The organism is Massilia sp. Root351 (assembly GCF_001425045.1).
Lineage (GTDB): Bacteria > Pseudomonadota > Gammaproteobacteria > Burkholderiales > Burkholderiaceae_D > Rugamonas.
Map to the genome: position 1 here is coordinate 468,417 of NZ_LMDJ01000012.1, position 18,288 is coordinate 486,704.

Below are 18,288 nucleotides of genomic sequence, written 5' to 3' on the forward strand. Positions count from 1 at the left end.
CCTACGCCGCGTCCATGAAGGCGAAATACAGATCGCGCGCCTGCGTGGCCACCGGCCCCACAGGCAGCGCGCGCTCTTCATAGCGCACGCATGGCGTCACCTTGCCGTAGTTGCCGGTGTTGAAGATCTCCAGCGCCGTCAGCAGTTCCTCCGGCTTGACCGAACGCTCCTCCACCGCCACGCCGGCCCCGGCCAGCAGCTTGATCACGCGCGCGCGGGTGATGCCCGACAGGAAAGTGCCGTTGGGCACCGGCGTCACCACCTTGCCCTGCGGCGTGACGAAAAACAGGTTGGCCGTGGCGAACTCGGCCACGTGGCCCTGGCTGTCCAGCATCACCGCGTTGTCATAGCCGCGCTCCTTGGCCAGGCGCAGCGCCTTGGTGGAATTGGCGTACAGCGCCGAGGCCTTGGCATCGGCCACCGCCATGTCGGCATCCGGACGGCGCAGGCTGGACAGGCAAGCGGAAAAGCCGCTGAACGGCGGCATGGGCGCGTCGAACAAGGTCAGCGCGAAGGCCGACTTCTCGGGCACGGGGATCAGCAGGCCGTCGGTGCCGAACACCAGCGGTCGGATGTACAGTTCGGCGTCGGCCGGGAATTTGGCCACGCCTTCGCGCACCAGCTGTTCCATCTCATCCACGCTGAGCGGGCACACCAGGCCGACGCTGGTGGACGAGCGCACCACGCGCTCCAGGTGCGGACGCAGGTCGGGCATGTGGCCGCGCACCGAGCGCGCGCCGTCGAAAACGGACGAGCCGAGCCAGACGCTGTGGTCCATGGCGCCGAACAGCGGGGCATTGCCTTCGCTCCAGCTGCCGTTGAAATAGGTGAGATACATGAAGATTTCCGGGCGGTTGTTGATCACAGTCGCAAACTGTAGCACGGCTGTGGAAACACTTGCTCAGAATGAATGGCGCAGCCCCAGGTTGATGCCGCTGTTGCCCTTGCCCCGCTCGGTGGCGTTGCCCACCGTATAGCCGGCGCCGTTCTTGTTCTTGATCTTGGCGTAAGCGGCATACAGGCTGGTGCGCTTGGACAGCGCATAGGTCATGCCGGCGGCGATCTGGTCCGCATCCTGGTTGGCCAGGCTGCGGTCATTCTTGTGGATGTAGGACACCATGAAGGTGGCCGCGCCGCGCGGGATCGCGATGCCGGCCAGGATGTCGTGGCTGTTGTTGGTCGGCATGGGCGCCACCAGCGCGCCGTAGGGGTTGGACGGGTCCCACGGCGAACTGCCGATGCCGCGGTTGACGCCGTAGGCCGCGTACAGCGTGGCGGCCTTCATGTTGAAGTTGGCCGCCACCAGCGTATTGCGCGACGAATAATCGACCGCCGGCACCACGCCGGTGGCGTCCGACAGGTTGTTCTTGCGCTGGTGCGCCACGCGCAGCGTGAACGGGCCGTTCTCGTAGCCTATGGTGGCGCCGTAGGCGCGGTTCTGGCGCGTGCTGTAGGACGACTCGCCGAAACTGTAGATGGCGCCCGCGCTCCAGCCGCGCAGTTGCGGGGTGGCGTACTTGACCGTGTTGTCGTAGCGGCGCGTGGTGTAGCCGGCCAGGTTGGTGGCCGTGCCCGCCATGCCGCCCCGGAACGGGTCGGCCACGTCGATCAGGGTTTCGTACTGCAGATTGTACTGGCGGCCCAGCGTGATGGCGCCCCAGCGGCTCTCCAGGCCGACGAAGGCCTGGCGGCCGAACAGCCGCCCCTCCTCGGACTGGCCGGTATCGGCGCCCACGCCCGCCTCCAGCGTGAACACCGCCCGCACGTCGCCGCCCAGCTCTTCCCTGCCCGTCACGCCCAGCCGCGAGCCGCTGGCAACGCCGCTGCTGACCTTGGTCTTGGCGCAGGCGGCGCCGCAGCCCCGTTCGGCCACCACGCCCGCATCGACCACGCCGTACACCGTGACGGCCGAGGCGGACTGTTCCTGCGCCAGCCCTGCCAGCGGTGACAACAATGCGATGGTGCACAGTGCGGTTTTCATAATGACTACAGGTTACGCCGCGGCCACGCGTGTATCTGTGCGCGCGCTCACATTCAAACCGGTCAATTGTCGTCCGGTTGATATACATCATGGCGGGAAGGGTATAGTTTAGAAAAAACTACCAATTTACAAGCCGGAGACCAACCATGAGCACCACCGCAGCCCAGTACGCCGCCCAGTACGCCAGCAAGCGCATGTCCGCCAGCGACGCCATCCAGCAAGTGCGCGACGGCGACTTCATCATCGTGCCGTCCGGCGCCGGCGAGCCGCCCGCCCTGCTCACCGAGCTGTCCGAGCAGCGGCGCCGCTTCCGCGACGTCAAGGTGTCGCAAATTCTTGCCCTGCGAAAATACGGCTACTTCGACTGCGACACCGTGCAGCATGTGCGCCACGTCGCCCTGTTCTTCGGCGGCGCCTCGCGCGCGGCCGGCCAGGCCGGCTGGGCCGACTTCATCCCGGCCTACTTCTCCGAGCTGCCCAGCCTGATCGAACGCAACCAGATTCCGTCCGACGTGGTGTTCTCCATGGCCTCGCCGATGAACGAGCAAGGCTGGTTCTCGCTCAGCCTGGGCGCCGACTACACCATGGCCGCGGTGCAGAAGGCGCGCGCGGTGGTGCTCGAAGTCAACCCCAACGTCCCCTTCGCGCACGGCCAGTGCCACGTCCACATTTCGCAGGTGGCGGCGCTGGTGGAAAGCAGCGAGGCCATCATCGAAGTGGGCCTGCCGAAAATCGGTCCGGTGCAGGAAGCCATCGGCAAATACGTGGCCGACATGATAGAAGACGGCTCCACCCTGCAGATCGGCTACGGCGGCATACCGGACGCGGTGGTGATGCAGCTGACCGGCAAGCGCGACCTCGGCATCCACACCGAAATGATAGGCGACGGCATCCTGAACCTGGTCGAAGCCGGCGTGGTCACCAACCGCAGAAAAACCTGGCTGCCGAACAAGATGGTGGCCACTTTCGCGCTCGGCTCCAAGCGGCTGTACGACTATATGCACCACAATCCCATGCTGGAAATGCACCCCGTCAACACCACCAACGACCCCTATATCGCCGGCCAGAACGACAAGCTGATCGCCATCAACGCCAGTCTGCAGATCGACCTGCTGGGCCAGTGCGGCTCCGAAAGCATTGCCCACCTGCCCTATTCCGGCACCGGCGGGCAGGTCGACTTCGTGCGCGCCGCCAACCGCTCGCGCGGCGGCAAGGCCTTCATCGTGCTGCCCTCCACGGCCAAGGACGGCGCCATCTCGCGCATTGTCCCCACGCTCACGCCCGGCACCCACGTCACCACCGGCAAGAACGACATCAACTACGTGGTCACCGAATACGGCGTGGCCCAGCTGCGCGGCAAGTCCGCGCGCCAGCGCGCCGAAGAGCTGATCAGCATCGCCCACCCCGACTTCCGCGCCGAACTGCGCCAGGCCGCCGCCAGGATCAACCTTTGCTAAAAGCAATATGGGGTCAGGGTTAATTAGTCGGCGCGGCAATATTAACCCTGACCCCATTTTGCAGTACGGAAATGTGCGTTTGCAGCATTTCGGGTAGACTAGCGGGATGCTTAATATTCTTGAAAGCATCTCCGATGCGACCACCAGCATCGATACGCTGGTAAAACTTTTCAATGCGCTGCGCCCCAAGCGCCCTGCCGATGCGGCCCAGGCGATCGCCAACGTGCGCACCCTGACCCGGCTGCTGAAGGCCGATCCGCTGCACGCCCAGGCGCTGCGCGACTATCTGCTGCGCCTGCTCGCCGCGCGCCGCCATTCCAGCCTCTACACCGAGATCGGCGTGCTGTCGAACGACGGCTTCTTCACCGAGCTGAAACGCCGCATCGCCTACCGCGCGCTGCCGCCGGCGCTGGGCGACGAGTATCTGAGCGACGCGCTCGACCAGCTGGCCCACGAGGAAACCGACCACCTGTGGATCGGCGCCGTTCCCGCCGCCGACTGGCTGGAACTGTTCGACACCGTCTTCACCGCCGTGCCCGGCATGCGCAACGTCATGCTGCCCGGCTTGCTCGACGCGATCCGCACGCTGTCCTACCGCGTGGCCGCCATCGGCCTGGAACCGAAGCTGACCAACTTCCACACCGAAATCGAAGTCTTCGATTCGCCGTTCACCGAACAGAACCGCGAGGTGAACGCCTACCTGGAAGGCTACCGGCAACTGCTGGCGGGCCAGGCCGAACAAGTGGAGGACGCCGCCCACCTCCTGGTGATGCTGGACCAGTGCGACGCCGTGGTGGCCAAGATCCGCAAGAAGGCGCTGGCGCAAGGCACCAGCATTGCGCTGACCTATCTGCTGGTCACGCTCACGCAAAGCATCGACCGCCTGCGCAAGCTGCTGTTCCTGGTCGACACCTCCGGCGGCCTGCTGGACGCGCCCGCCGGCGAACGCCGCGCGGCCGGCATTGCCCTGATGCTGGAGCTGATCGAAGCGCACAACAAGAAGTACACGGTGCGCGACCTGCTGGCCGATAACATTCACCTGCTGGCGCGCAACGTCACCGAAAACGCCAGCCGCACCGGCGAGCACTACGTGGCCGACAACCGGGGCCAGCTGGGCGGCATGTTCCTGTCCTCGGCCGGCGCCGGCCTCATCATCGGCTTCATGGCGCTGTTCAAGATCCTGATGTCCTACCTGCGCGCCGCGCCGCTGGTGGAAGCCTTCCTGTTCAGCATGAACTACTCGCTGGGCTTCATGTTCATCCACCTGCTGCATTTCACCGTGGCCACCAAGCAGCCGGCCATGACGGCCTCGCGCATCGCCACCGGCCTGCAGAGCCGCGACGGCAAATACCTCGACATCGACAGCATGGCCGAACTGGTCAACAAGGTGTTCCGCACGCAGGTGTGGGCGGTGCTGGGCAATCTGGCCACGGCCATCCCGACCGCCTGGCTGATCGCCTTCGGCTGGCAGAAGATCACCGGCCACCACCTGGTGTCGCCGGAAAAAGCCATGCACCTGCTGCACGATATCGACCCCATCGGCAGCCCGGCGCTGCTGTACGCGGCGGTGGCCGGCGTGTGCCTGTTCCTGGCCGGCCTGATCTCGGGCTACTACGACAACAAGGCGCTCTACACCCGCTTCGCCCAGCGCATTGCGCAGCGGCGCGGCCTGGGCCGCCTCATCGGCCAGAAGCGCCTGGCCCGCCTCGGCCTGTACCTGGAGAACAACCTGGGCGGCCTGATGGGCAATTTCTACTTCGGCATCCTGCTCGGCAGCATAGGCACGCTGGGCTTCCTGCTCGGGCTACCGATCGACATCCGTCACGTAACTTTCTCGTCTGCCAACTTCGCGACAGCAATTGTGGGACTCGATCACAATGTCAGCTGGCAACTGGTGTTGAAGTCCGTATCGGGTTTCCTGGCGATCGGCGCGGTCAACCTGCTGGTCAGTTTCGCGCTGGCGCTGTGGGTGGCGCTGCGCTCGCGGCAGGTGCGCTTCAAGCATGGCTTTGCCCTGCTGAAAGCCCTGGGCCGCCGTTTCATCACGGCGCCGGTCGACTTCTTCCTTGGGGCCAGGGACACGGCCCCCATATTGCCGGATGAGACCACCATAAAGAGATAAACCATGACACTCCCAAGCGCACGCTGCTGGCTGGCAACCATACTGACCTGCTGGTCCCTGGTGGCGTGCGCTTCACTGCCCACCGTGGCAGTGGACGACGCCAAGGCCAAGGCCGCAGTCTCGGCCGCGCCGCGCATCGAGACCGCCAACGGCAAGCTGTCGGCCAACACCAGCGAATCGCTGCTGAACAAGCGCTGGGCCAAGGGCGCGCTGGACCTGGGGCAACAGGCGGCGCTGGAGGAAGCGGCCACCGGCGTGCCGCTCATTGCCGGCAACAAGGTGCAGCTGCTGTTCGACGGCCCCGCCACCCTGACCGAAATGATGAAGGCCATCGGCGCGGCCAAGAACCACGTCAATTTCGAGACCTACATCTTCGACGAGGACATGCTGGGCAACCAGTTCGCCGACCTGCTGCTGAAGAAGCAGGCCGAGGGCGTCACCGTCAACATTATCTATGACAGCGTGGGCACCATCGGCGTGCCGCAAGCCTTCTTCGACCGCATGCGCGCCGGCGGCATCAAGCTGGTGGCGTTCAACCCCGTGAACCCGGCCAAGGTGCGCGGCAACGGCTGGAAGGTGAACAACCGCGACCACCGCAAGATCCTCATCGTCGACGGCAAGGTGGCCTTCACCGGCGGCATCAACATCAGCGACACCTATTCGAAAAGCTCGCCGTTCCGCTCCAAGGCCAAGCCCACCGACAAAAAGGACGTGGGCTGGCGCGACACGCACGTGAAGATCGAAGGCCCGGCCGTGGCGGCCTTCCAGTGGCTGTTCATCCAGGCCTGGACCCAGCAGGACAGCGACGACCTGCGCGACGCCGACTACTTCCCCAACCCGGTGATCGCCGGCGACCGCATCGTGCGCGTGCTGGGCAGCGCGCCGGGCGGCAAGTTCGAAATCTTCAAAGCCTACCTGCTGGCCATGCAGGAGGCGAAGAAATCCATCCACATCACCATGGCCTACTTCGTGCCGGACCAGCAGACCATGGACGCGCTGACGGCCGCCGCCAGGCGCGGCGTGGACGTGCGCCTGGTGCTGCCCAGCGTGTCCGACAGCGGCCTGGTGTGGCACGCCGGGCGCGCCAAGTACGACGAACTGCTGGAAGCGGGCGTGAAGATCCACGAATTGAAGCTGGCCGTGCTGCACGCCAAGACCGCCGTCATCGACGGCGTCTGGTCCACCGTGGGTTCGACCAATCTGGACACGCGCAGCTTCCTGCACAACAGCGAAGTGAGCGTGATCGTGATGGGCGACTCTTTCGGCGCCGAGATGGAGCGCGCCTTCCAGGAGGACTTGCGCAACTCCACCGAGGTGAAGCTGGAGCAGTGGCGCCACCGGCCTTGGGGCATGCGCATGAAGGAATGGTCGGCGCGGTTTATGGATTACTGGCTGTAGCGTCCCGGTAAGCGCCGACGTGCGCCTTGAGTGCGCGGAAGCTCACGCCCCGGTCGTCGCCCAGCAGGAAGGCGCGCACCCCGCGCGCCAGCCATGCGGCATGCTGTCCGGCTTCGCGCGGGATGGCGCAGAACGGCACCTGGCGCGCCCGGCAGGCGTCGGCCACGCGGCCGATGGCCGCCTGCACCTGCGGATGCTGCGCCAGCCCCGGATGACCCAGCGACTGCGACAGGTCGATGGCGCCTTCCAGCACCATGTCGATGCCCGGCACCGACAGGATGCTGTCGATATTCTCCACGCCCTGCGCATCTTCTATCATTGCCACCACCATGATTTCGCGGTTGGCCTGCCCGAAATAGTCCGTCAGCGGAATGGCGCCGAAGCCCGTGGTGCGGCCGCCGCTGATGCCGCGCCGGCCCAGCGGGTGGTAGCGGCTGGCTTGCACGGCGGCGCGCGCGTCGTCCGCCGTGCAGACGTGCGGCACCACCACGCCCATCGCGCCCGCGTCCAGCGCGCGCGTGATGTCCGCGCCGCCGCCCGCCGGCACCCGCACCAGCGCCGGCAAGCCCGCGCACTCGGCGGCGCGCAGCATATGCTCCAGCGTTTCCGGGTTGACGCAAACATGCTCCGTGTCGAGGATGACGAAGTCGTAGCCGGCGCAGGCGATCATCTCCACCATCAGCGCGCACGGCATGGAATTGAGCAGGCCGTGCACGGCGCCGCCGCCGGACAGCTTTTGCCGCAGGCGGTTAGGCTTCAGCATGCAGATACCATTGATGCGGATGCCGGTGCCGCAGGAAGTCATGGTGCGATATGTGCCATGCGTAGGCGCCCGCCAGCGGGAACACCAGCACGTCGCCGCAGCGCACGCGCGACACCGGCACATCGAAAGCCAGCACGTCTTTCGGCGTGCACAGCTGGCCTACCACGCTGACCGCCGTGTCCTGCGCCTGCGGCCGCGCGTACGGATAGGGCCAGGCCTCCACCGGCATCACATGGAAGGGGTGGCTGTGGCCCTGGGCGGGCGGCGTGCGGAAATGGTGCGTACCGCCGCGTCCGACCACATAGGTCTTGCCATAGCTGGCCTTGATGTCGATCACTTCCATCGCGTAGTAGCCGCACCAGGCCGTCATGTAGCGCCCCAGCTCGAAGCGCAGTTTCACGCCGGGCATGGCTTCCTGTTGCATCAGGCGCGCCAGCTCCGAGCAGAAGCCCTGCCAGTCGAACTGCGCCTGCTCCTCGCGGTAGTTGACGCCGATGCCGCCGCCCACGTTGATGTGGCCGATGTCCAGGCCGTGCTGCGCGCACCACAGCTTGACCTGGCGCAGGTAGCTGGCCATCAGCCGCAGGTGCGCCTGCGCGTCGAGCTGATGCGACAGCAGGTGGAAGTGGAAGCCGCGCAGCGCCAGCTGCGGGTAGGCGCGCAGCCGCGCCAGCGCTGCCGGCAGCCCGGCGGCGGGGATGCCGAACGGCGTGGGTTTCCCGCCCATCATCAGGCGCGTCTCGGCCAGGCCGTCCAGCGCCAGGTTAATCCGCAGCAGCACCGGCACGCGGCCGCCCGGCGCCACGTCCGCGCGCCGCGCCGCCAGGCTGCCCAGCCGTTCGATTTCGTGCACGCTCTCCAGGTGCAGCCCGTCCACGCCCAGCTCCAGTGCGGCTTGCAGTTCGCCATCCAGCTTGCCCGGCCCGCTGAAGATTACCGGCGTGTGCGGGAAATGCTCCCTCACCCACGCCAGTTCGCCGCCGGAGGACACCTCGAAGCCGTGCACCAGCGGCGCCAGCGTGCGCAGCACCGGCAGCTCGGAATTGGCCTTGATCGCGTAAAACAGCTCGCACTGCTGCGGCAATGCCGCCATCGTGCGCGCGGCGTGCGCGTGCAGGGCCTGCATGTCGTACACATAAGCGCACAACGGCTCGCGCGCCTCGGCCAGGGCATCCTGCAGCCCCGCCCGCAGGCGCCCGAACACCGCATCCATCCTCAATTCCATGCGGCCTCCCGCGGCGCCATGGGATTGCCGACCGCGACATAGGTGGTGGCGCGGTCGGCGCGTTTGAAGAAGCGGTTCAGCAAATTGGTCTTGCCGGGCAAGGGCGCGCCGGCCAGCAGCTCGCCCAGGCGGGCTGCCGACTGGCTGTCCCCGTGCAGCTGCTGGTAGCGCGCGACGTGGTGCCGCACCACCGCCCACAAGCGCTTGCGCAGCAAGGCGTCGCGGCCGGCCAGCTGGTCCACCGCCTCGCAGAAGTTGTTGACGAACAGGCAGTAGGCGATGCGATTCCAGCCCAGGTCCGCGCTGTACCACAACGCCGTACGGGCCGCCTCGCTCACGCCGCGCAAGTCATCCGCGCTGTAGCGTTCGCGGGTCAGCTTGACGCCCTCGAAGTCGCGCAGGAAGACCTGGCACGGCAAGCCGCCGGCCACGCCCACCAGCACGTTCTGCAAGTGCGGTTCAAAGATCAGCCCATGCGCGAAATAGCAGTACAGCACCGGATACATCAGCTCTTCCACGTAGCACGAGAACCAGCGCTCGGCCATAGCGGTATCGCCGGCGCCGGTTGCGGCAGTGGTGCCGCCGCGCGCTTGCGCCACCAGTTCGCGCAGGCGCGCGGCGCCATGCACATGGTTGCCGAACAGCGCGCCGGCCAGCAGCGGCACCGCGCCGGGACGCAGGAAGTCCTGCCAGCCGCGCCGCAGTATCATGCCGAACGCTTCGCTCACGTCGCGGTCGCCGGCCGCGTCGCCGGACTTCAGGTCCACGCTCATGAAGGCCGGCTCCTCCAGCACCTCCAGGCCGGCAAAGCGCTGCTTCAGATCCGGCATCAGCCCGCGCATGATTTCGCTGACCTGCAACGCGCCTTCCAGTTCATAGTGTGCGTTCTTGCGCACGCAGTTGGTGATGCGGATATTCAGCGAGCACTTGTAGAAGTATTGCTGGTCCGGGTGGTACAGCGTGCGGATGGACGAGGTGGGGAAATAGTCGGCGCCATGCGGGCCGAGGTAGCGCAGCTTGCCCTGCTCCAGCGCGCCCGCCACCAGAGGATGCTCCAGCAGGTGGCTGGCCTGCCACGGATGCACCGGCAGCAGCGCATGGCTGTCGTCCGGCGCCAGGCCGGCCGGCGCTTGCGCCGCCACGATCCGGTCGCAGCTGCGCTCCAGCAGGGACCGCTGCATCAGGTGCTCACGCCGCACCGCGAAATAGTGCAGCGGGAAGCGCGCGCCGGTTTCCGGCGAGTAGCGCAGCATGTCGGCGTGGGTCACGCCCTGGCGGCTCTTCGGGGCCGGATGGAAGGGGTGGCCGAACAGCAGCGACTGCTCGGAGGCGATGAAGGCGGCGGCCGGCTGCGCGGCGAACGGGCCGGGGTCGGCCACCGCCAGCACAGCCGCCGTCACGCCGACGCTGTCGCGCATCTGCTGCATCAATTCCTCGTTATGGCCAGTGCCGGTCTGCTGGCCCAGTTCGCGCAGCAGCGTAGCGGCCAGCGCTTCCCAGTCCAGTATCGCCCACGGCTTGCCGTCGGTCTTGGCGTAAAACGCCGAAACGTAGCTGAAGTTGCCCGTGTGCGACGGTGCGGCGACGGCCACCAGCAGCCGCGCACGCGTGTGCGGCAACGCAATCTGCAGCACGCCCGGCCCTGCGGCGCCGCCGGCACCGGCCACGGCGGCGCGCATGGCCATGCGCAGGGACTGCGGCCAGTCGTCCTGCGCGCCGGGCGGGCCCACCTGAAGCTGGCCATGCGGCGCCGCCACTTCGCGGCAGTAGCAATTGAGCAGGGTTTCCATCGCGCGGCGCGCCGCGTCCAGTTGCGCATCCGCTTGCGCGTGTTGCGGGAAATTCGCGGTCATGACTTTCATGGTTTCTCCAATGCGTATTTTTGTGTGGGGGCGCAGGCCAGCGCCGCGGCATACAGGCCGCAGGCCAGCATCACGCCGGCGCCGGCGACGAAGGGCGCGCGCAGGCCGGTTTGCTGCACCATCAGGCCGGCGGCCAGGCCGGCCGCGACTGCGCCCCATTTGGAACTGCTTTCGAACCAGCCGAAGGTGTGGCCTGCGTTGTCATGCTGAACCAGGCTGGCGATCAGGCCGTGCAGCGCGAGATAGGCCAGCGTCATGCCCAAGCCCATCAGCACGCGCCAGGCGGCCAGCGGCTGCCAGTGCGCGCCGCCGCTCCAGGCCTGCCCGGCGAGCGCCAGCGCCAGCAACGCGCAGGCGCCCGCCATGGTGGCCGGCAGGTGGCTGCGGCCCAGCCAGCGGCTCAGCGGCACGGCGCACAGCAGGTACACCAGGTGCGGCAGCCCGAACAGCAGCCCGGCGATGGCTGGCGTGGCCGCGCCTGCCTGCGCGTAGCTGACGAAGTACGGCATGGTGGCGACGGTGGCGAACACGAACAGCCATTGCAGCAGGTAGACCTGGCGCGGCGTGGCGGCCACCGCTTCGACCCTGGCCGCCTGCGCCTTGGCCGCCTTGGCTGCGGCGCCGCTGGCCGGCAGCAGCCAGATGCCGAGCGCCGCGCACAGCGGCAGCGCGGCCAGCCAGCGGTACAGCAGCAGCGGCGAACCGGTCTGCATCAGCAGCCAGCCCAGTCCCAGCGGCGCGATCACCAGTGCGGCGCGGGCCGACCACTGCATCAGCGTCAGGCTGCGCATCAGCGCCGCGCCGCTGACCACTGTGGCCAGGTAGGCGTTGGAGGCCGAGAAGGTGCCGCCCAGCAAGCCTTGCAGCACCAGCGCGGCGACGAACCACTCTACGCTGGGCGCGAAACTGGCCAGCAGGAAGCTGGCCGCCAGACCGAGCTGGGCGCGCAGCAGCAGGCGCTTCTTGCCGTAGCGGTCCGCCAGCCGGCCCCACCACGGGCTGCTGAGCGCCGTGAAGAAGGTGGGCACCACGTATAGCCAGCCGGCCAGGAAGGGCTGGCCGCTGTGCAGCGCACCTTGCAGGATCAGCGCGAAGAATGGCGGCATGCCCAGCGCCGCGAACGCCGCCACGAAGTGGCACAGCATGACGGTACCGATCACCAGCCCCGGGCGGGTGCCGCCCGCCACGGCCGCTGCGCTCATGCCGGCCTCAGGAAGTTGGGCGCGCTGCGGCCGTAGAATTTGTTCACGTCGGCCGCGCCGGTTTCGCTCTTGTCCGACAAGGTGGCCGCGACCAGCAGGCATTTCAGGTACAGGCGCTCGTCCTCCAGCAGCACGCGCCGCGCCAGCGATGCGTCCTCGCCCTCACCTTCCAGCTGCGCCAGCACCCGTTCCACGCACGCACGCACACGCCCATGCAGCGCGGATGGCTCCACCTTGAGCGCCTGCGCATAGCGTTCCGCCAGCACGGCGATATTCAGCTGCAGCGTGATGGTGATGAACATCTGCGCCAGCGGCAGCGCGTCGGCCACGGCGATGCGCTGGTCCTGCAGGTCCGCCACGTGCGCGGCCAGCTGCGGCCAGCGCCGCGCCAGTGCGCCGGTGTGGATGCGGGCCGCGTCGTTGTCCTTCAGCAGCAGGCGCAGGCGCGGCCAGCCCTGCCGCTGCCCCAGCACCAGCACCGAGTTCTGCTGGTTGGACTCCAGCGCCACGCCATAGCGCAGCCACAGCGTCAGATGCAGGCCCAGGGTCAGGTCCAGGTAGTCGTCGAAGAACGCCGTCAGCTCGCCGTCGTAATAGCGCTGGGCCAGCTCCTGCGCCACGATGCCGCCGTGCGGCGCGGTGGCCGTGAGCGCAGCGACCGACACCACCGAGCAGCCTTGCAGCGCCGCGTCCGGATAGCGCCGCAGTATGTAGCCGAGGAACATGCGGTGGTCCGCGTGCGCGCCCGCCTGTTCGCCGGTGAGCAGCAGGCGCTGCGCGTAAGCCGGCTCGCGCGCGGCAATGGCGCCCAGCAGGGTCTGGATACTGTGGCCGTCGCGGATGGTGCTGGGCTTGATGGTGCGGATGTTGCGGGCGCCCAGCGTGCGTATCGTCAGCGGCACTTTCAGGTGCCACTCGGGCGCGTCCAGCAGCACCACGGTGCGCACCGACAGCGTGGGCGCCACCGACAGCCAGGGCTGCGGCGCGGCGATGGCCCGCCCGGCCAGGCCGCAGCCTTCCAGCATGGCGTCCAGCTGCGCGCCCCACACAAAGGGATGGACCGGCAGCAGCACATGGCTGTCCGCCAGCGCCGGCGCCAGGCCGACGTCGGCGAAACCCGGCCACGCGGCCGGCCAGCCGCCGTCCGGCGCGGCAGGAGCGTCCGGCAAGCGCGCCGGCGCCGCCCCGCCTTCGGCGAACACCAGCTCGCGCGGCAACGCCAGCCAGCGCAGCTGGAATGGCCGCTGGCATTCCGGTCCGTAGGCTTCCAGCGCGGCGCGGTCGAAGCCCAGCTTGGCGCGCGCGGTAGGATACAGCGGGTGGTCGTGGAACGCCGCCACCCGGTCGTAGTGCAGCAGGGAGGCGCTCCAGTCCAGATCCTGCGCGGCCGCCGCGTCCATGCGCAGCGCGCCGAACCAGCGTTCGCGCTCGGTGTCCGCGATGCGGCGGTGCTCCACCGCCAGGCTGCACTCGGCCGCGAACGAGGAGAACAGCGCCTGCGCCTGCGGCGCCAGGCCGCGCGCAAAGCAATCGAGGATCTGGTCCAGCGTCAGCAGCTCGGTGTAACGCACGCCCTCCTGCCACAGCAGGGGCGCGGCGGTGCTGCGCCACTGCTGCATGAAATGCGCCGGCTGCACCGGTATCCACAACACGCCGCCCTGCAAATGGGGCAGCCGCAGCCACTGGGCGCCGCTGGGACGGCTCCACGCGCCGGGATAGCCGGCCAGCTGCTCCGCGCCGGCCAGCGTGGCCTGGCTGACGCAGCCGCGCACATCCTCGCGCAGCAAGGCATCGAGCACGCGCTGGCGGATATAGCTGTCCTCCGCCCGCATGTTGACGGCCGCGCTCAGCGCGCGCAAGGCGCTGCCGCGCCTCACGCTGCAATCTCCCACACCAGGCCGGCGCTGACGCGGTCCATGGCCAGCGCCAGGCTGTGCGCGTCGCGGCCGGTGCCGCGCAGCACGCCGAGGTAGTCCTTGTTGGAGTTGCTGAGCCGGATCTGCTCGCCCTGCTCGCGCAGCGGCTGGTAATGCCACTGCACGCCGTCGCCGCCGGCGCCGAAGGCGGACGGCGACGCGGCCAGCCGGCCTTCCTCGGCAGCGGTGAAGTAGCGTATCAGCGCGGCGTTCTGCGCCGGCTTCAGGTCCGGCAGCGGCTGGCCCAGGTAGAGCCGCAGCACGGTCTCGAACAGCGGGATGTGCAATGTGTCCTGCAACAGGAACTCGCGGTAGTCGCCGATGTTGCGGTAGTTGATCTCGATCAGGCGCGGCCCGGTGGCGCTGAGCACGAACTCGGTGTGGCAGGCGCCGAAGCCGATGCCGAAGCGCTCTATCATGCGCACCACCTGCGCTTCCTGCTGCGCCGTCAGGCCGGTGCCCCAGCGCGCTTCCAGCTCCACGAAGTACGGCGGCGGCGACAGGCTGACCTGGAAGCCGCCCAGCACGCACAGGCGCTCGCCGTCGCCCAGCGTCTCCAATGTATACAGCGGGCCGGGGATGTATTCCTCCAGCAGCAGCGGCGCGCCCGCTTGCGACTGCCAGATGGCGGCGCATTGTTCGCGCAGTTCGTCCTCGGTGGCGGCCAGCGTCACCTGCTGGCTGGCCACGCCTTCGCGCGGCTTGACGATGCACGGATAGAGCACCTCGTCCACCAGCCGGTCCAGGTCGTCCTGGCTGCAGGCCAGGCCGAACCACAGCGGGTCGAGCCCTTCCGCCTTCAGGTGCTCGCGCATTTGCGCCTTGTTCTTGGCGCGGTAGGTCACGTGCCAGTCCTTGTGCGGCAAGCCGAAGTAGTCGGCCGCGACGGCGGTGCTGGTTTGCAGGTGGTCGCTATTCGAGAACAGCGCGGCCGGCGCGGCGGCACGCGCGCTGAGCACGTCGATCACGGCCAGCGGGTTGAACACGTCGCAGGCGACGATCTCGGCCGGGTAGGCGGGCAAGCCGGCCTGGTTGAAATGCTTGCGGTGGGCGTCCGCATGGTCGCTCAGCAGCACCACGTTCAGGCCCAGGGCCCTGGCTGCGGGCAGGAAGCCCAGGTTGACGGAATCGGTAGGCACGTGGGCCAGGATGATCAAGTCTTGCATCGTGTTCCTCATTCTGTGGAGACGGATGACTTGCTTGCTTCCGCGGGCGGGAAGTGGCTGGCTTGGAGCAGCGATAATACTGTGAATGCGAATCATTATCAATTAAAAGTTGTTTTTATTTATAGATTGCAATATGATATTGAGAATCATTTGCATCTAATTTGTATTTAGCCAGCCGCCGCCAGCCGAATCGTCGAATCCATCATCCAATCCAACATCCATTCCGTTCTCGAGGACTCCGCATGGCACTGAAGAAAACCCCGCTGGCGCTGCTGCTGGCACTGAGCTTCCCCGCCCTTACCCACGCCCAGGTCGACGCCGCCAGCGGCGCCGCCGATGGCGTGATGCCCACCGTGACCGTGGTGGGCGCCGCCGATGCGGAAGGCTATAACCCGGTCAAGTCGTCCAGCGCCACCAAGACCGACGCGCCGCTGCGCGACATTCCGCAAACCGTGAACGTGATTCCGCAAACGCTGCTGCGCGACCAAGGCGTGCGTTCGCTGAATGACGCGCTCAAGGCCGTGCCGGGCGTGGGCATGTCGCACGGCGACGGCCAGCGCGACCAGGTCACCATCCGCGGCTTCTCCGCCATCGCCGACCAGTTCATCGACGGCATGCGCGACGATGCGCTCTACTTCCGCGACCTGTCCAACATCGAGCAGCTGGAAGTGGTGAAAGGCCCGGCCGCAGTGCTGTACGGCCGCGGCTCGTCCGGCGGCCTGATCAACCGGGTGACCAAGAAGCCGGGCGTGGACATCAGCGAAGTGGCGCTGCAGGTGGGCAGCTGGGCGCAGAAGCGCGGCGAGTTCGACCTGGGACGCAACCTGGCCGACAGCGGCGTGGCCTTCCGCGTCACCGGCGCGGTGGAAGACGCCGATAGCTACCGCGACCAGCAGTTCCTGGAACGCCAGGCGCTGGCGCCGTCGGTGCAGTTCAAGCTGGGCGCCGCCACCACCCTGCTGCTGCAGGCCGAGTACCTGCACGACAAGCGCGTGACCGACTTCGGCATTCCTTCCTACCAGGGCCGGGTGGTCGACGTGGCGCCGGGCACCTACTACGGCGCCGCCAACGCCAGGGACAACGACTTCAGCGACGCGCGCGTGAAAGCGGCCGGCGTCGTGCTGGAGCATGCCTTCAGCGGCACGCTCAAGCTGCGCAACGCCTTCCGCTACTACGACTACACGCTGAACCGCAACAACACCCTGGTGGGCTCGGTCAACGAAGCGGCCAGGACCGCCTCGCTCACGCGCGGCAATGTGTTCCGCGCCGAAGACGGCTACTTCAACCAGACCGAGCTGGTTCAAAAGGCCGAACTGGCCGGCATGCAGCACCAGATCCTGTACGGCGTGGAATTCGGCCAGCAGGACAAGGAAGTGCTGAACCGCTCGCAGGCCAACGTGGCCACTGTGTCGCTGTTCAACCCGGTGTCGCCGGCCGTGCCCTTTACCGCCGGCGGCGCGCCGAGCGCCAACAACCTGTCCAGGTTCGACGTGAGCAGCGGCTACGTGCAGGACCAGCTGGCCCTGTCCGCCAACTGGAAGGCCCTGGCCGGCGTGCGCTACGACCGCTTCGAACAGAAGACCATCGAGCGCCGCGTGAACCAGCCCAACCTGGCGCGCACCGACAGCACCTGGAGCCCGCGCGCCGGCCTGGTGTACCAGCCGGATGCGCAGCAGTCCTACTACGCGTCGTTCAGCAAGTCCTACCAGCCTTCCGGCGAAACGTTTGCGCTGGCCGCCAACAACGCCGACATGGCGCCGGAGCAGACCCAGAACAAGGAACTGGGCGCCAAGTTCGACCTGCTGGGCGGCCGCGCGTCGCTGACCGCCGCCGTGTTCCGCCTGCAGCGCGACCACATCAAGGCTACCGACCCGGCCACGAACAAGATCATCCCGATGGGCACGCAGCGCACCGATGGCCTGGAACTGACGTTCGCGGGCGACCTGGGCCAGGGTTGGCAGGCCTGGTCCGGCTACTCCTGGCTGGACGCCACCATGATCGCGTCCATCGCCAAGGATGACGGCCAGTTCGTGCAAGGCAAGCGCGCCACGCTCACGCCGCGCCACAGCCTGAACGTCTGGCTGAGCAAGGCCTTCAACAGCCACTGGGGCGCGGGCGCGGGCCTGAACTATGTGGGGGAACGCTTTGCCAATCCGGGCAATACGGTGGCGCTGGCAGGTTTCACCACGGTGGACGCCATGGCCTACTACCGCGCCAGGGCGGTGGAAGTGCAGCTGAACGTGATGAATTTGCTGGACCGCGACTACATCGTGGCCGGCCACGGCTCCAGCAAGTTCCTCAGCCTGCCCGGCGCGCCGCGCTCGGCGCAGCTGACGCTGCGCTACAGGTTCTAAGCCGGGCTACGCCGCTGCGGGCCGGGTCGATTCCCACACGTCGCCGTTGCGGCAGAACACTTCGCTGCTGGCCAGTTCAAAACTGGCCAGCGCTTCCTGCCAGCTGTAGCGCTCGACCGTCAGCCGCCCGGTCTCCACGCGGATGGCGTTGAACGAGTTTTCCTCGCCGCGCTTGCGGGTCGAGGTGGCCGTGCCGGCCTGCACCACCAGCGCCGCGTAGCCGGCGATCTTGTAGCGCCGCGAGCTGTTGGCCGCGTGGCTGGAATGCAGGTGGCCGGCCAGCAGCAAGTCCACACCGCAGTCGGCGAAGGCTTCCATCGCCATCGGCGCGCGGTCCACCAGGTCGTCCTTGTCGAAATGCTCGGGCAGGTCGAACGGGTGGTGCGTCACCACCACGTGCGTCAGCCCGTCCGGCAGCGCGTTGAAGCGCTCGCGCAGCCGCCCCACCTGCTCGCGGTTGACGCGGCCATCCTTGAAGGTCAGCGAACGCGCCGTGTTCATGCCCAGCACGGCGATTTCATCGTCCACGTACTCCGGCGCCAGGTTGGCGGTGATGTGGCGGCGGTATTTCACCAGCGGCGTGAAGAAGCGCGCCACCACGTTGTAGAGCGGAATGTCGTGGTTGCCCGGCACCACGATCTGCGGCCCCGGCAAGGTGTCCAGCCAGGCCCGCGCCGCCTTGAACTGGGCGCTGCGGGCGCGCTGCGTCAAGTCGCCCGACACCACCACCACATTTGGCCGCAGGGCTTCCACGCGCGCCTTCAGCGGCGCCAGCAGGGCCTCGTCGACGCGGCCGAAATGCAGATCCGACAAATGCACCAGCGTACGCATGGCGTTCTCCT

Annotated in this window: 13 protein-coding genes; 4 read left to right on the forward strand and 9 right to left on the reverse strand. The window is 67.6% G+C overall.

Annotation, left to right across the window (positions count from 1 at the left end; translation table 11 throughout):
* Position 1: 1 nt before the first annotated feature.
* On the reverse strand, positions 2–838 hold the full coding sequence (locus ASD15_RS15150) for a branched-chain amino acid aminotransferase (RefSeq protein WP_057156097.1): 837 nt from the start codon (positions 836–838) through the stop codon (positions 2–4).
* Positions 839–901: 63 nt separating this feature from the next.
* On the reverse strand, positions 902–1,981 hold the full coding sequence (locus ASD15_RS15155) for a porin (RefSeq protein ID WP_057155789.1): 1,080 nt from the start codon (positions 1,979–1,981) through the stop codon (positions 902–904).
* A 146-nt stretch (positions 1,982–2,127) separates the two neighbouring features.
* Here ASD15_RS15155 and ASD15_RS15160 point away from each other — a divergent pair, with 146 nt between their 5' ends.
* The 3 genes from ASD15_RS15160 to cls all read left to right on the forward strand — a co-directional run bounded on the left by ASD15_RS15160 (position 2,128) and on the right by cls (position 6,958).
* A complete protein-coding gene (locus tag ASD15_RS15160) occupies positions 2,128–3,438 on the forward strand; it encodes an acetyl-CoA hydrolase/transferase family protein (protein WP_057155790.1) in 1,311 nt (436 codons plus the stop codon).
* Between the two features lie 106 nt (positions 3,439–3,544).
* Positions 3,545–5,560, forward strand: coding sequence for a site-specific recombinase (locus tag ASD15_RS15165; RefSeq protein WP_057155791.1), 2,016 nt, complete (start codon positions 3,545–3,547; stop codon positions 5,558–5,560).
* Between the two features lie 3 nt (positions 5,561–5,563).
* Positions 5,564–6,958 (forward strand): cardiolipin synthase, encoded by a 1,395-nt coding sequence (cls, locus tag ASD15_RS15170; RefSeq protein WP_057155792.1) that lies wholly within the window; start codon positions 5,564–5,566, stop codon positions 6,956–6,958.
* Here cls and ASD15_RS15175 read toward each other — a convergent pair.
* Genes ASD15_RS15175 through ASD15_RS15200 form a run of 6 tightly spaced genes read right to left on the reverse strand, consistent with a single transcriptional unit; the run spans position 6,939 to position 15,092 of the window.
* Positions 6,939–7,721, reverse strand: coding sequence for an HpcH/HpaI aldolase/citrate lyase family protein (locus ASD15_RS15175; protein ID WP_057155793.1), 783 nt, complete (start codon positions 7,719–7,721; stop codon positions 6,939–6,941). The genes cls and ASD15_RS15175 overlap by 20 nt on opposite strands.
* Positions 7,708–8,946 (reverse strand): type III PLP-dependent enzyme, encoded by a 1,239-nt coding sequence (locus ASD15_RS15180; protein WP_057155794.1) that lies wholly within the window; start codon positions 8,944–8,946, stop codon positions 7,708–7,710. The genes ASD15_RS15175 and ASD15_RS15180 overlap by 14 nt, the downstream gene beginning before the upstream one ends.
* On the reverse strand, positions 8,937–10,808 hold the full coding sequence (locus tag ASD15_RS15185) for an IucA/IucC family siderophore biosynthesis protein (RefSeq protein WP_229418196.1): 1,872 nt from the start codon (positions 10,806–10,808) through the stop codon (positions 8,937–8,939). Before ASD15_RS15185 ends, ASD15_RS15180 begins: the two co-directional genes overlap by 10 nt.
* Entirely contained in the window at positions 10,805–12,010 is a 1,206-nt protein-coding gene (locus ASD15_RS15190; RefSeq protein ID WP_157200950.1) for an MFS transporter, read from the reverse strand. Before ASD15_RS15190 ends, ASD15_RS15185 begins: the two co-directional genes overlap by 4 nt.
* Entirely contained in the window at positions 12,007–13,887 is a 1,881-nt protein-coding gene (locus ASD15_RS15195) for an IucA/IucC family protein (protein WP_229418197.1), read from the reverse strand. The genes ASD15_RS15190 and ASD15_RS15195 overlap by 4 nt, the downstream gene beginning before the upstream one ends.
* Positions 13,884–15,092 carry an acetyl-CoA carboxylase biotin carboxylase subunit family protein gene (locus tag ASD15_RS15200; RefSeq protein WP_057155795.1) on the reverse strand — a complete coding sequence of 403 codons (1,209 nt, stop codon included), beginning with the start codon at positions 15,090–15,092 and terminating at the stop codon, positions 13,884–13,886. Before ASD15_RS15200 ends, ASD15_RS15195 begins: the two co-directional genes overlap by 4 nt.
* Positions 15,093–15,334: 242 nt before the next feature.
* Between ASD15_RS15200 and ASD15_RS15205 the strand changes: the two genes are divergently transcribed.
* Complete coding sequence (locus tag ASD15_RS15205) at positions 15,335–17,446, forward strand: TonB-dependent siderophore receptor (protein WP_057155796.1); 2,112 nt, start codon at positions 15,335–15,337, stop codon at positions 17,444–17,446.
* Between the two features lie 6 nt (positions 17,447–17,452).
* Here ASD15_RS15205 and ASD15_RS15210 read toward each other — a convergent pair whose 3' ends face one another.
* On the reverse strand, positions 17,453–18,277 hold the full coding sequence (locus ASD15_RS15210) for a metallophosphoesterase (RefSeq protein ID WP_057155797.1): 825 nt from the start codon (positions 18,275–18,277) through the stop codon (positions 17,453–17,455).
* Positions 18,278–18,288: the final 11 nt, after the last annotated feature.

Excerpts from the sequence above, each read along its gene's own strand:
- ASD15_RS15155 (WP_057155789.1), bottom strand. The coding sequence starts at position 1,981 with ATGAAAACCGCACTGTGCACCATCGCATTGTTGTCACCGCTGGCAGGG.
- ASD15_RS15175 (WP_057155793.1), bottom strand. The coding sequence starts at position 7,721 with ATGCTGAAGCCTAACCGCCTGCGGCAAAAGCTGTCCGGCGGCGGCGCC.
- ASD15_RS15200 (WP_057155795.1), bottom strand. The coding sequence starts at position 15,092 with ATGCAAGACTTGATCATCCTGGCCCACGTGCCTACCGATTCCGTCAAC.
- ASD15_RS15160 (WP_057155790.1), top strand. The coding sequence starts at position 2,128 with ATGAGCACCACCGCAGCCCAGTACGCCGCCCAGTACGCCAGCAAGCGC.
- ASD15_RS15180 (WP_057155794.1), bottom strand. The coding sequence starts at position 8,946 with ATGGAATTGAGGATGGATGCGGTGTTCGGGCGCCTGCGGGCGGGGCTG.
- ASD15_RS15210 (WP_057155797.1), bottom strand. The coding sequence starts at position 18,277 with ATGCGTACGCTGGTGCATTTGTCGGATCTGCATTTCGGCCGCGTCGAC.
- ASD15_RS15165 (WP_057155791.1), top strand. The coding sequence starts at position 3,545 with ATGCTTAATATTCTTGAAAGCATCTCCGATGCGACCACCAGCATCGAT.
- ASD15_RS15185 (WP_229418196.1), bottom strand. The coding sequence starts at position 10,808 with ATGAAAGTCATGACCGCGAATTTCCCGCAACACGCGCAAGCGGATGCG.
- ASD15_RS15190 (WP_157200950.1), bottom strand. The coding sequence starts at position 12,010 with ATGAGCGCAGCGGCCGTGGCGGGCGGCACCCGCCCGGGGCTGGTGATC.
- ASD15_RS15150 (WP_057156097.1), bottom strand. The coding sequence starts at position 838 with ATGTATCTCACCTATTTCAACGGCAGCTGGAGCGAAGGCAATGCCCCG.
- cls (WP_057155792.1), top strand. The coding sequence starts at position 5,564 with ATGACACTCCCAAGCGCACGCTGCTGGCTGGCAACCATACTGACCTGC.
- ASD15_RS15205 (WP_057155796.1), top strand. The coding sequence starts at position 15,335 with ATGGCACTGAAGAAAACCCCGCTGGCGCTGCTGCTGGCACTGAGCTTC.